We start from the raw sequence: 13,264 nt of genomic DNA on the forward strand, positions 1-13,264 counted from the left end.
ATCAGTACCCCCTGGCGCGATTAACAACACCGCTGATGGGTTCTCCACGGGTCATGGCGTGCACCTTGCCGGCAATCTGGTTCACTGTCATGGCCATCAGGCTGGCGCCTGCCACGTGGGGGGTTACCTGGATACGCGGATGCGCCCAAAACGGGTGCTCCTTGGGCAAAGGTTCTTGTACAAACGCATCCAGCGCCGCGCCTCGCAGGCGGCCATTTTCAAGGGCCTCCAGCAGATCAGCATCCACCAGATGCCCGCCCCGGGCAATGTTGATAAGATAGGCATCGGCCTGCAAGTGCTGAAACAACGTGCACGACAAAATACCTTGGGTGGCCGCGGTCAGGGGCAGGACATTGACCAAAACCCGGGTGTTGGCCAGAAAATCAGATAACTGCTCTTGCCCAAACGCCTGTGCACCAGCCACTGGCTGCCCGCTGCGCGACCACACCGACACCGGGTAATCCAGCGCAGCACAGGCCTGGGCAACACGGCGCCCCATCACACCGCCCCCCATCACGCCCACCGGCCAGGCCGCGCGGTCGATATCCGCTTGGGGCTGCCAGCACGCCTGCGACTGCAAGCTGGCATAACGGCCCAGATCCCGGGACTCGCGGATCAGGTAATGCAGGACATACTCGGCCATCTGCACAGCCATGCCACCGTCTTCCATGCGCACCAATGTGATATCGGCGGGCAGATCCGGCAGCCGCAACAATGCATCAACTCCCGCACCCAGATTGAACACGTGCGTCAGCTGGGGCTCGCGGGCAAAGAGCTCTGCCGGAGGTGCCCACACCACCGCAACCTGCGCCTGCCCGGAGGGCGCTTCACCATCCCACAAACTGACGTTGTGCTCAGGCAACGCCGCCTGCAGGGCTTGCACCCACTGCAGCGGATCAGAATCATGACGGGAGGCGAAAACGATTTCCATGGGAGATCCGCGCGGTAGCGAGTGTTGGAAAAGCAGCCAGTCTAGCAAGTACTGCTTTACTTGGGCCAATGCCAGCCACCATCACCATCTGTCGATATCTTGGCTAAGGCGCCTAAACCGCCACACCAACACTGGCCAGCGCCTGCAGCGGGCCAGCCGCCCGGATGGCATCCATCTGGGCGGGATCGCGCACGTAGATCGTGCCGCCAAAAGACAAGGCATTAAGGGATACGCCCTGAAAATGTTCCTGGCTACGCGGCAACACCAGCATCCAGCCATCTCCCACCAGCATATTGCATGGCGGCAACAGGCCATCAGCATCGGGGCGCAGGCCCAGCACCCCGCATGCCTGCGTAAACGCAGCCAGCATACTGCGAGCACTGACTGCGACATCGGCCCCCACGCCCGCATTGACCGGCGCAAAACAATGAGCCAAGGGCAAGGCTGGATGGCGGGCAACAGCCCCCTCCGGCAAGCCGGCCGGCAGGCCTGCCCCCAGGGCTTGCAGCGATGCATTCTGGTCCGAGGCGGGAATCCACTGAATGTGCTTGTGTCGCTGGCTGGCCCCGGCGGCCGCACCGCCGTTGTAAAACCCCAGACCGCCTTCGGCCGACAGGACGGCAGCCAGCGCCTGAAAATCAATCTCTTCCAGGGGCGAACTCTGCTCGGCAAACTGGCGCCGAGCCAGCACCAGGTGATGCAGGCAAACCGGAAACTTGTTCAGAATCGCCACATGATGATCGCCCACCGCCCCCACCAATAAGGCAGGGTCTGGATGAAGGAACGGATTGAAATCCGGGTCGCGCGGCCCACCCGGCAAGATTGTGGAAGCACCCGGCTGAGCTGCCGGCTTGCTGGCCGCATCCTTGGCGGCCAGCGCGGCCACCCAACGCACAATAAAAGCCAGACCCTGCTCCTGCAGAATCACTTGTTCGGCTTGAATAGGCAATAAATCGCCCGAGGCGATGGCCGACTCAGTGCGGATGCGCACATCGCGCATGAGGCTGAATTCCATGGTGTTCTCCCGGTCTGGGGGTGGGATGATCACCCTGGCCCCATGCTGTCCGCTTCGGCCCCCCGCCGTCGGACTCCCGGACGATTGTAGGATATCCATGCAAAGTGCTTTTGGACACGGGCCCAGCCGCCTTTTATCAGAAAAGCAAAAAGCCCTGAGAAATCAGGGCTTTTGGGCTTGCTGGCGGAGACGGAGGGATTCGAACCCTCGATGCGGGTATAAGCCGCATGCTCCCTTAGCAGGGGAGTACCTTCAACCACTCGGCCACGTCTCCAGCAAGATCGGCATTCTAGCACAGGTGCCGGATCTCAGACGTCGGCCTGCACAGGCTCCTGATCGAGTTCGAAGGCCTTGTGCAAGGCACGTACGGCAAGCTCCATGTACTTGTCGTTGATGAGCACGGAGGTTTTGATCTCTGATGTGCTGATCATCTGGATGTTGATGCCTTCTTCGGCCAGCGTGCGGAACATCAGGCTGGCGACACCCACATGGCTGCGCATGCCAATACCAACGATGGAGACCTTGGCGACTTTCTCGTCGGAGACAACTTCGCCGGCGCCCACGGCAGGCCCGATCTGGTTATTGAGCAGATCAAGCGTGCGGGTGAAATCGTTGCGATTGACGGTGAAGGAGAAGTCGGTCATGCCTTGCTGCGAGATGTTTTGCAGGATCATGTCGACATCGACGTTGGCCGCAGCCACGGGCCCAAGAATTGAATAGGCAACGCCCGGGGTGTCGGGGACGTTGCGCAGCGTAACCTTGGCTTCGTCGCGGCTAAAGGCGATGCCAGAAACAACGGCGGATTCCATTTTTTGATCTTCCTCGAAAGTAATCAGTGTGCCCGAATGCATTTCAACATCAACGGGGATCAGAGGGTCGGTGAGCGACGACAGGACACGCAAAGGCACCTGATATTTGCCGGCGAACTCGACCGAGCGGATCTGCAGCACCTTGGACCCCAGTGAGGCCATCTCGAGCATTTCTTCAAATGAGATGACGTTCATCCGGCGCGCCTCGGGCACGACACGGGGGTCGGTGGTGTACACGCCGTCGACATCCGTGAAAATCAGGCATTCGTCGGCTTTCATGGCAGCGGCTACGGCCACTGCGGAGGTATCCGAACCGCCACGGCCCAGCGTGGTGATATGACCATCGTCGTCGATACCCTGAAAGCCGGTGATGATAACTACCCGGCCCGCATCGAGATCGCTGCGCACGCGCGTGTCGTCAATCGATTTGATGCGTGCCTTGGTGTAGCTGCTGTCGGTACGCACAGGCACCTGCCAGCCGGCATAGCTGCGTGCCGCCACACCCTGGCGCATGAGCGCAATGGCCAACAGGGCGCTGCTGGCTTGCTCGCCAGTGGCGGCCAGCATGTCGAGCTCTCGGGGATCAGGCTGCGGAGAGATTTCTTTGGCCAGGCCCAGCAGACGGTTTGTCTCGCCGGACATGGCGGACGGCACCACCACCACTTGATGGCCTGCCGCATGCCACTTGGCTACGCGCCTGGCGACATTCTGAATGCGTTCGACAGACCCCATCGAGGTGCCGCCGTATTTTTGAACAATAAGCATGATGACTAAGACGTAAACACTGCAGGCCGGCAATGCCAAAAGACGAAACCGGAGATGAACTGGTTATTCTAACTGGGTTTCACAGATGTTTCCGAGAGAACGACACGGCCGCGTTGCACCTGCACCAGATGCCCTTCGTGTGGCAAAGAAACCAGGCGATCATGCCCCAGCGCATGCACCTGCCGAAACTGGCGCAGCCAATCGGCCAGGCGAGCTTCTGTGGGCATGCGCAAGCCCTGACACTGCAGCCAATAGCGAACCAAGGCCGCCTGACGCACGGCCGGCAGCTGACGCCACGCAAGCAGCGAGAAGCTGCGTCCATCGGCAGAAGGATCAAGGCCTTGCCAGTCGTCGCTGGCGGTGCTGGCTATCCACAGGCCAAGATCAGCCGCCTGGCCGGCATGGCGCGCCAGGCTGGTACGCCATGCCGGCCAATGCTTGTCGAGCACCGGGGCAAGGTCGTGCCGCAGGGCGGCGCGCTTGTATTGGGTATCGTGGTTGCTGGGGTCTTGCACCGGATGCCAGCCCGTAATAGCGGCAAACTGACCCGCCGCCTGCAGGATCCGGGACCGGGGCTGGCTTAGCCACGGGCGGCACCACAAGATACCGTGGTGGTGAATCTGTGCCGACATGGCCGCCAGGGCCTCTGGCCCTGCCCCACGCAGCAGCCGCAGCAAAACCGTCTCGGCCTGGTCGTCCTGGTGATGGGCCAAAAAAAGGATATCCACTCCAACCGCCTGCGCCAGAGCAGCCAGGCCAACATAGCGCGCCTCTCGGGCGGCGGCCTCCATGCCAGTGCCCTGGACACTGACCTGAATCCGCCGGCTGTGGCAAGCCACCCCGAGGATACCGGCCAGGCGGTGCGCCTGCGCCAGCCACTCGTCGGCGGCAGGCTGCAAGCCATGATGAATATGAAAACAATGCAGCGTGCGCCCCGACACAGCCGCCACCTGCGCAGCATGCACCGCCAGCATGGCGGAATCCGCCCCGCCACTGAGCGCCACCCCAAGAGGAGCCGCATCCGGCAAGGCCTGCACTGCTTTTTGCAGGGCGGCCGTCAGGTGGGGATCAAGCGCCCAGGCAGGCTTAGCGGGCTTCCTGGAAGCGGCCATACGAAGAAATGCGATCCATGCGCCGGCGCAGCAGCTCGTCGGTTTCGAGGCTGGAGAGTTCTCGCAAGGCGTCGGCCAGCGCACGGTGCAACTGACGCGCCATGGTGTCCGGATCGCGGTGCGCACCGCCCACGGGCTCGCTGACTACGCGGTCGATGAGGCCCAGGTCTTTGAGGCGGGGTGCGGTAATGGCCAGTGCTTCGGCCGCCGTAGAGGCTTTCTCGGCACTGCGCCACAAAATCGAAGCGCAGCCTTCGGGGGAGATGACGGAATAAGTGGAATATTGCAGCATCATCACTGTATCGCCGACGGCAATGGCCAATGCGCCACCTGATCCACCTTCGCCGATGATGGTGACGATGATAGGTACCTTGAGGCCGGCCATGGCAAACAGGTTATGGCCAATGGCCTCGGATTGGCCGCGTTCTTCGGCCCCTACGCCGGGATAGGCACCCGGGGTATCCACAAAGGTAAAGATGGGCAGCTCGAATTTCTCGGCCAGGCGCATCAGCCGCAAGGCCTTGCGATAGCCCTCGGGCAGCGGCATACCAAAGTTGCGCAAGGCGCGTTCTTTGGTGTCCCGCCCCTTTTGGTGGCCAATGATCATGCACGGGGTGCCATTAAAACGCGCCAGCCCACCCACGATGGATTGGTCATCGGCATACATGCGATCACCGTGCAGCTCGTGGAAATCGGTAAACAGCGCCTGCACGTAATCGAGCGTGTAGGGGCGTTGGGGATGGCGCGCCACCAGTGCCGTTTGCCAGGGCGTGAGCTTGGCATAAATGCTCTTGGCCAGGGCCTGGCTTTTTTGTTGCAGCCGGCTGACTTCTTCGGAGATATCCACGGCAGAGTCTGTCTGCACATAGCGGAGTTCTTCGATCTTCTGATCAAGTTCTGCCAGGGGCTGTTCGAATTCTAGAAATGTATTTCGCATAAGAGCAGGATTTCCGGGAAGGAAAAAATCAATATTCGACGGCGGCAGCATCCAGGCTGCGCCACAGATACCAGCTGGCCACCGTACGCCAGGGTGCCCACGCCTGAGCCACTTCTCGGGCTTCGAAGCGGGAGACAGGCTCGCCACTGAAATAATGACAGGAGATGGCTTTTAGCAGTGCCGTATCATCCAGCGGCAGTACGTCAGGGCGCCCAAGAAAGAAAATCAGGAACATCTCGGCAGACCATTGGCCCACCCCGCGGATCTCGCACAGGCGCGCCACAATGGCCGCGTTATCCTGCGCCTGCCACCACGCGCCATCCAGCCAACTGGCTTGCTGAAAATACTGTGCGGCGTCGCGCACGTATTGTGCCTTGCGCAACGACAGGCCCAAAGAACGAAGCTCGGCCTCGGTACGGCTCAGGATACACTCGGGATGCAGCTCTGGGCCACAGTCCTGCACCAGTTGCCGCCAAAGCTTGCGCCCCAGCGCCAACGAGATCTGCTGGCCCACAATGATGCGGATAAGCGTTTGATACGGCCCCTGAGGCATTTGAATGCACTCCTGGCCATACATGGGAATCAGTTTCTTTAAGATGCGGTCGCGCTGAACAAGGTGATCGCAGGCCTCATCCCAGTACGCAGGGCGTTGCAGGCGCATATCCGGACAATGCATATCCATCTCTACACCCGCCGCCATTGCGTGTCACCTGCGGCGACATCGGCAAGCTCAACACCCAAGGCACGCAGCTGGGCACGGATGTCATCAGCCCGGGCAAAATCACGCTCGGCCTTGGCCTGTTTGCGCTGGGCAATCAGGGCCTCGATGTCGTCTGAGGAACACTGTGGCACCGACGGCTGCGCCGACAAGAACCGGGTGGGTGACTGCAAATAGTGTTGGGGATCCGCCTGCAAAATGCCCAGCACACCGCCCAGTGCCCGCAACTGCCCACTAACAAGACCATCTTGCGTGCGATTGACCTGAGTAGCCAGTTCGAACAGGATGGCCACGGCACCAGCGGTATTGAAGTCGTCGTCCATGGCCTCGCGAAACGCCTGCGCATGCGAGGAATCCCAATCGATGCTGACTGCCGCCGGCGGGACATTGGCCAAGGCCTGATACAGACGATCCAGCGCGTGCTGGGCATCCTGGAGGTTGTCGGGCGCGTAGTTCTGCATGCTGCGGTAATGGCTGCGCAGCAAAAAGAAACGCAGCATCTCGGCTTCACGCGGGTTGACGGTATAGGTGGCCGCGTTATCCTGTGCATCCGTGGATAGCGTATCGCGGATACGGCGAAAATTGCCCAGTGACTTGGACATTTTCTCGGCGTCCACCATCATGGGCCCGCAGTGCATCCAGGTAGTGGCCAAGGTGCCCCCAAAGGCGCCTTCGCTTTGGGCGATTTCGTTTTCGTGGTGCGGAAACTTAAGATCAGGCCCGCCACCATGGATATCCAGCGGCAGCCCCAACAAGGCCCGGCTCATGGCCGAGCACTCGATGTGCCAGCCCGGACGCCCCGGGCCGTAGCGCGACTCCCAGCGGGTGTCGGCGGGCTCGGTGGGCTTGGTGGATTTCCAGAGGACAAAATCAAGCGGATCTTGCTTGCCCGCCGAGACGGCAATGCGCTCGCCCGCACGGAGGTCATCGAGGGATTTGCCCGACAGCTTGCCGTAACCAGGAAACTTGCGAACTGAAAAATTGACGTCGCCATCCGTCCCCTGATAGGCCAGGCCGCGGGCTTCGAGCGTCTGGATGATATCGAGCATACCGGCCACATGCTCGGTGGCGCGGGGCTCGTGGGTAGGTGATTGCACCCCCAGGGCGCGCTCGTCGGCATGCATGGCGTCGATGAAGAACTCGGTGAGGGCACGGATGGGCATGTTGCGTTCGACGGCCCGACGAATGATCTTGTCGTCGATGTCTGTGATGTTGCGCACATACTGCACCTGATAACCCGACGCCCGCAGCCAGCGCTGCACTACATCGAAACTGACCAGCATGCGCGCATGGCCAAGATGACAGAAATCATAGACTGTCATCCCGCATACATACATCCGAACCACCCCAGGCTGTGTTGTCTGCAGGGGGGTTTTCTGGCGCGAAAGGGTGTTATAAATGTGCAGCATGTCGGGTGGAGAAGGTCAAACCATCCCGACGCGCCCAACCGTTGGGCCGCGCAATGGGATGTAAAATGAACTGCCAAGTATAACCGTCCCCAGACCTCATCTCCGAAACCCCTTCTTAGGTGCCGCGCGTCGTGATCCGTGTTTTTTTGACTACTCTTATTCTGTGCACAGGCCTGGCTGTCGCCCCTGCACAAAGTGCGCCCCCTGATACTAACGCGTCTGTCACCACGATCCAAGGCCTGACGTTTGACCCATCAACAGGCGAGTTTACCGAAGCGCCCGCTCCCGAAGGTGGCTGGCAGGGGCTGGCCAATCTCCTTAAAAAAGCCACGCCATCGGTTAATACAGCGGTGCCGCTTACCCCGGCCCAGATCAGCCAGCGCGTGGCTACCCTCATCGACAACGGCAAGGCACAAGATGCCCTGAAAATCATCCAGCAACGCGAGTCGGCACGCAAAGAGGCCGGCACCCTGGGCGAGGACGTGCAACTGATGTTCCAAAAAGGACGCGCACTGGTGGCATTGGGCCAGCACAAACAAGCCACTGCGCTGTGGCTGTCCATGACACAAACCTATCCAGAGCTTCCCGAGCCCTGGAACGCATTAGCCATCGAGTACACGCGTGAAGGCCACCTTGAGCTGGCCCGCAATGCCCTCGATATGGCGCTGGTCTCAGATCCCAATTTTGCCCCTGCCCTCGAAAACCTCGGGCATGTTCAAATGGCACTGGCCCAACAGTCCTTTGCACGGGCTAAAGCGATGCAAGGCAAGACAGCCTCCCAGCCCGCGGCAGGTACTCCGCCGGATGCCATGCAGGCACCCAGCCAGCCTGCGGATGCGGTTACCCGATAAACCCGTTTTCTGGTCTGCACGATGCTTAATCTCTTCTCTCACTCGCGTATCTTTTCCGGGATACGTATTTTCAGCTTGGGCTGCGCCCTGATCCTGGCCCCGGGCCTGGCCAGCGCAGCGTCCAGCCCCACTCATTCCACCGAAGGCAACTCCATGAGCACAAACCCACGCGTCCAACTGCATACCAACATGGGCGACATGCTGATCGAACTGGACGCAGAGAAAGCGCCCAAGACGGTCGAGAATTTTCTCAGCTACGTCAAAGAAGGCTTCTACAACGGCACCGTCTTTCACCGCGTCATCAATAATTTCATGGTGCAAGGCGGCGGCTTTGAAGCCGGCATGAAACAAAAACAAACCCACGCGCCCATCGAAAACGAAGCCAACAACGGCCTCAAAAACGACCGCTACACATTGGCCATGGCCCGCACGGCAGACCCTCACTCGGCCACCGCGCAATTCTTCATCAACGTCGCCGATAACGACTTCCTGAACTTCACCGCTCCCACCTCCAATGGCTGGGGTTACGCCGTGTTTGGCCGGGTCATCGAAGGCACCGAAGTGGTCGACGAGATCAAGAAAGTTAAAACGGGCAACAAGGGCTTTCATCAAGACGTGCCCGTCGAGGACGTCGTCATCGAAAGCGCCACGCTGGTTGAATAATCTGACGCTGCAGGGCGATCTCTGGATCGCCTCGGATATCCATCTGGGGGCAGACATCCCCAAAACCGCCCAGGCCTTTTATGATTTTCTGGCCTTGGCGCGCCAGCAGGCGCAAGGCCTGATCTTGTGCGGCGATGTCTTTGACGCCTGGATCGGCGACGACCACGCATTGCATCAACCTCCCGATTGGCTGGCCACAGCACTGACACACTTGCGCCAAACGGCGCACGCCATCCCGGTGTACCTGTCGCGCGGTAACCGCGACTTTTTAATGGGCGATGCATTGGCTGCGGCCCTGGGGGCGCATCTGCTGCCTGCCCCGGTGTTGATTGACACCCGGGCAGGCGTCATTTTGCTGGCCCACGGCGACGAATACTGCACCGATGATCTGTCTTATCAGCGCTTTCGACAAATCGTGCACACAGCCTGGATACAACGGTTGTTTTTATCCTTTCCGCTTTCGTGGCGGCGTGCCATTGCAGACTGGGCCCGGGCCCGCAGCCGCCAGGCACGCCACCACAAGCCCATGCAGATCATGGATGTGAACCCGCAGGCGGTCTGCCAGGCATTACGTAGCGCAGATAGCCGGGTATTGATTCACGGACACACACACCAGCCGGCCCTGCACACCCTGACGATAGACGGCCAGGCCGCACAGCGCTGGGTGTTGCCCGACTGGGATTTTGACCACGACTCAAAGGGCCGTGGCGGCTGGATCAGCATCAGCCAGGCAGGCATCCAGGCACATCATTGGCCGCCCGATGCCTGAACCAGGGCCTGGCAGACAGCCCTGGGGACGGCCACTGGCTTAGCCCAGCACCTCGACATCCGGATCCGCGTCGGCTAACAATAGACGCTCAATCTGGACAGCCGCAATACGCCTGCCCTGCAGCGCAGCGACGGTAAAGCGAAAGCCATCGTAATCATGCACAAGCTCGCAGTGGTCACCCACCTCGGGCAAGCGCCCAAAGCGGCTGAGCAGGTAGCCTGCAATCGTGGAGTATTCTTCGTCCTCATCGACCAGCCCGTCTGTGTGCAGCAATTGCTCGAGGTGATGGAGGTCGGCCGCGCCATCCACGCGCCAGCGGCCATTACCCTGATCGATGATGTCGGGCGCCTCATCCTCATCGGGAAACTCGCCGGCAATGGCTTCGAAGATATCGATGGGGGTCACCACCCCCACGATCGAGCCAAATTCGTCGGCCACCAACACCAGCAAGCCGTGCGCGCGCTTGAGGGTTTCCATCAGCGACAGAATTTCGATGGACTCGTGAACAATGATGGGCTCACGCAGGCGCGTTTCGCGGACGGCACCGTGTTCGAGGACATCGAGCAGCAGCTCTTTGGCGCGTCCGACGCCCACCACCTCATCCAGTGTTCCGCGGCACACCGGGAAAAAGCTGTGCGGCTCGCGGATGATCAGCTCACGGATTTCCTCAGGGGGAGACTCGAGATTGATCCACGAGACGTCGGTGCGCGGCGTCATCACCGAATGGACATTGCGATCGCTGAGCGTCAGCACGCCGCTGACCATATTGCGTTCTTCGTCACCAAATGCCTGGATGCTTGTATGCGCAGCATTGCCCGTCTCGGGCTCCGGGCCCACCAGCGGACGGCGGCCCAGCATCAGCAAAACAGCCTCGGCGGTGCGTTCACGCAAGGGGCGGCGCGATTCTGCCCGTCGGACGTTACGCTTGGCCCATTGGTTCAAGGCCTCGATCATCACCGAGAAAATGATGGCTGCATACAGATAGCCTTTGGGCACGGGAAACTTGAAGCCGTCGGCCACCAGCGAGAAACCGATGGTCAGCAAGAACCCCAGGCACAGAATGACCACCGTCTGGTGCGCATTGACAAAGGCTGTCAGCGGCTTGGAGGCCACCAACATGATCCCCATGGCAATCACGACGGCAGCCATCATGATGGCCAGATGATCGACCATCCCGACGGCTGTGATGACGGAATCGATGGAGAAAACCGCATCCAGAATCACAATCTGCGTGACGATCACCCAGAAGCCCGCATGCAGACGAGAGCCTGAGGCATGCTGTGTGCGGCCCTCGATGCGATCGTGCAGCTCGAAGGTGCCTTTGAACAGCAGGAAAAACCCACCGACAATCAGGATCAGGTCCCTTCCTGAAAACCCGAAATCTCCCAGATGAAACAAAGGCGCCGTGAGCTTGACCAGATGCGACATCAGGGTAAGCAGCAGCAGGCGCATCACCAGGGCCAGAGTAAGGCCCAGCACTCGGGCGCGATCGCGCTCTTTGGGTGGCAGCTTGTCGACAAGAATGGCGATAAACACCAGATTGTCGATGCCCAGAACAATTTCCAGGACAATCAGGGTGAAAAGCCCCACCCAGGCTGCCGGATCCAGCAACCATTCCATCATCAATCCTTATCAGGCCTGCCAGTGTGAAATCATCTGGGCAAATATCTTGGGCGTTGCCGCCAGCACATTGCCAGACTGAAGCCAGGCCTGCTCGCCATCAAAATCGGCAATGAGGCCACCGGCTTCGAGAATAAGCAGGCTGCCCGCCGCCATATCCCAAGGCTTCAGGCCAACGCCACAAAAACCATCGAGACGGCCGCATGCCACCCAGGCCAGATCAAGCACCGTAGAGCCCGTACGCCGGGCAGCTGCGCAATCGGCCAACAAGGACACATAAGGAGACGTTGCAGGCAAAGCCGTGGATTGCGGGATATGCGAGGCCAGCAAGGAATCGTGGTATCGCAGGCAGGACGAGACCCGAACCCGACGATCGTTGAGAAAGGCGCCACTGCCGCGGCTGGCCGTAAACATCTCGTTGCGGGAAGGATCGTAAATAACGACGTGCGCGGCCTGGCCACGATGCATCAACGCAATGGAGACAGCGTAATGCTGAAACCCATGAATGAAGTTGGTGGTACCGTCCAGGGGGTCGATGATCCACTGAAACTCTGCTTCGGCACCTGTGCCTGCCGCGGCATGTTCGCCGGATTCTTCACCCAGAAACCCGTGCTCGGGGTAGGCTGTGCGTAAAATGTCGATGATGGATTCTTCAGCGGCGCGGTCGACTTCCGTGACGTAGTCTTTGGGTCCCTTGCGCGCTACGTTCAGGCGTTCGAGATCCAGGCTGGCGCGGTTAATAATGGCGCCTGCGCGGCGTGCCGCCTTGATGGCGGTGTTAAGCATCGGGTGCATAAGTTTCCAAAGATCACGGGTAAATAACTTCCTATTTTAAATGACTCTGCCAGATTCCTCCGATTTCCCCTCCAGCGGGCCTAATCCCTTCGCTCGCGTGCGCTTCATCATGGTCAGCCCCAGCCATCCCGGCAACGTAGGTTCGGCAGCGCGCGCCATCAAAACCATGGGATTCGAGCACTTGCACCTGGTGGCCCCGGCCAACCCCGATATCTGCCAGCACCCGGACGCCCAGGCGCTGGCCAGCGGCGCAACAGACGTTCTCCAACGCGTGCAGATACACCCGGATCTGTCCACAGCGCTGGGTCCCAGCACCCTGGCCTTTGCCCTTACGGCCCGGGCGCGTGCCCTGGGGGCGCCCCCTTGCGATATTCGCGAGGCCGCCTTGCAATCGGCCCAGGCGCTGGACACACCCGACGCAACCATCGCCATCGTGCTGGGCACCGAGCGTTCGGGGCTGTCCAACGAAGACATCCTGCTTTGCCAGCAGGTGTGCCACATTCCGGCCAACCCGGCCTACAGCTCGCTCAATGTGTCTCAGGCGCTGCAGCTGGCCGCCTGGGAAATGCGCTACGCGCTGCTTCCTCTCACACACGAGGCCCGCCTGCCGGATACGCACGGCCGCCACAACCCGGGCGCAGACCCCGCCAGCAACGAGCGCATCCACGCGCTGGTAGAACACTTTGGGCAAGCCCTGGTTGCGGTCGGGTTTCTGGATCCCAAGCACCCAAAAAAACTGCTGCCCCGGATGCAACACCTGTGGACACGCAGCCACATCAGTGTGGACGAAGTTGATATGCTGCGAGGCATGTGCACTGCCATGATCCGCACGGCCAAGGCAGCCCCCCACCAGGAAAATTCCTAGACCAT

Annotated in this window: 13 protein-coding genes and 1 tRNA gene; 4 read left to right on the plus strand and 10 right to left on the minus strand. The window is 60.5% G+C overall.

Annotated elements, in window-relative coordinates:
• Position 1: 1 nt before the first annotated feature.
• The 8 genes from WA928_RS01615 to cysS form a co-directional block, all read right to left on the minus strand.
• Complete coding sequence (locus tag WA928_RS01615; RefSeq protein ID WP_424298699.1) at positions 2-931, minus strand: 2-hydroxyacid dehydrogenase; 930 nt, start codon at positions 929-931, stop codon at positions 2-4.
• A gap of 112 nt (positions 932-1,043) precedes the next feature.
• Entirely contained in the window at positions 1,044-1,946 is a 903-nt protein-coding gene (locus WA928_RS01620) for an ATP adenylyltransferase family protein (protein WP_424298702.1), read from the minus strand.
• A 181-nt stretch (positions 1,947-2,127) separates the two neighbouring features.
• Positions 2,128-2,220, minus strand: a tRNA-Ser gene (locus tag WA928_RS01625).
• Between the two features lie 34 nt (positions 2,221-2,254).
• Positions 2,255-3,523 carry an aspartate kinase gene (locus tag WA928_RS01630; RefSeq protein ID WP_424299564.1) on the minus strand — a complete coding sequence of 423 codons (1,269 nt, stop codon included), beginning with the start codon at positions 3,521-3,523 and terminating at the stop codon, positions 2,255-2,257.
• A 65-nt stretch (positions 3,524-3,588) separates the two neighbouring features.
• The gene (gene tilS, locus WA928_RS01635) at positions 3,589-4,632 is read right to left on the minus strand and encodes a tRNA lysidine(34) synthetase TilS (protein WP_424298705.1); all 1,044 of its coding nucleotides are present in this window, start codon (positions 4,630-4,632) and stop codon (positions 3,589-3,591) included.
• A complete protein-coding gene (locus WA928_RS01640) occupies positions 4,607-5,569 on the minus strand; it encodes an acetyl-CoA carboxylase carboxyltransferase subunit alpha (RefSeq protein WP_424298708.1) in 963 nt (320 codons plus the stop codon). Before WA928_RS01640 ends, tilS begins: the two co-directional genes overlap by 26 nt.
• A 28-nt stretch (positions 5,570-5,597) precedes the next feature.
• Positions 5,598-6,245 (minus strand): DNA-3-methyladenine glycosylase family protein, encoded by a 648-nt coding sequence (locus tag WA928_RS01645; protein WP_424299567.1) that lies wholly within the window; start codon positions 6,243-6,245, stop codon positions 5,598-5,600.
• A gap of 8 nt (positions 6,246-6,253) precedes the next feature.
• Positions 6,254-7,696 carry a cysteine--tRNA ligase gene (gene cysS / locus WA928_RS01650; protein ID WP_424298711.1) on the minus strand — a complete coding sequence of 481 codons (1,443 nt, stop codon included), beginning with the start codon at positions 7,694-7,696 and terminating at the stop codon, positions 6,254-6,256.
• 146 nt (positions 7,697-7,842) lie between these two features.
• Between cysS and WA928_RS01655 the strand changes: the two genes are divergently transcribed.
• The 3 genes from WA928_RS01655 (at position 7,843) to WA928_RS01665 (ending at position 9,979) form a co-directional block, all read left to right on the plus strand.
• Positions 7,843-8,547 (plus strand): tetratricopeptide repeat protein, encoded by a 705-nt coding sequence (locus WA928_RS01655; RefSeq protein ID WP_424298714.1) that lies wholly within the window; start codon positions 7,843-7,845, stop codon positions 8,545-8,547.
• Positions 8,548-8,700: 153 nt separating this feature from the next.
• Complete coding sequence (locus WA928_RS01660; protein WP_417252043.1) at positions 8,701-9,210, plus strand: peptidylprolyl isomerase; 510 nt, start codon at positions 8,701-8,703, stop codon at positions 9,208-9,210.
• Complete coding sequence (locus tag WA928_RS01665) at positions 9,203-9,979, plus strand: UDP-2,3-diacylglucosamine diphosphatase (protein WP_424298717.1); 777 nt, start codon at positions 9,203-9,205, stop codon at positions 9,977-9,979. Before WA928_RS01660 ends, WA928_RS01665 begins: the two co-directional genes overlap by 8 nt.
• Before the next feature lie 39 nt (positions 9,980-10,018).
• On the opposite strand, the gene WA928_RS01670 is transcribed toward WA928_RS01665, so the two are convergent.
• A complete protein-coding gene (locus WA928_RS01670) occupies positions 10,019-11,599 on the minus strand; it encodes a TerC family protein (RefSeq protein ID WP_424299571.1) in 1,581 nt (526 codons plus the stop codon).
• Positions 11,600-11,611: 12 nt separating this feature from the next.
• Entirely contained in the window at positions 11,612-12,394 is a 783-nt protein-coding gene (locus tag WA928_RS01675; RefSeq protein ID WP_424298719.1) for an inositol monophosphatase family protein, read from the minus strand.
• Positions 12,395-12,434: 40 nt separating this feature from the next.
• On the opposite strand from WA928_RS01675, the gene WA928_RS01680 reads away from it, so the two are divergent.
• Positions 12,435-13,259 (plus strand): RNA methyltransferase, encoded by an 825-nt coding sequence (locus WA928_RS01680; protein WP_424298722.1) that lies wholly within the window; start codon positions 12,435-12,437, stop codon positions 13,257-13,259.
• Positions 13,260-13,264: the final 5 nt, after the last annotated feature.

The organism is Castellaniella sp. (assembly GCF_049651205.1).
In the GTDB taxonomy this organism is placed as follows: domain Bacteria; phylum Pseudomonadota; class Gammaproteobacteria; order Burkholderiales; family Burkholderiaceae_B; genus Castellaniella.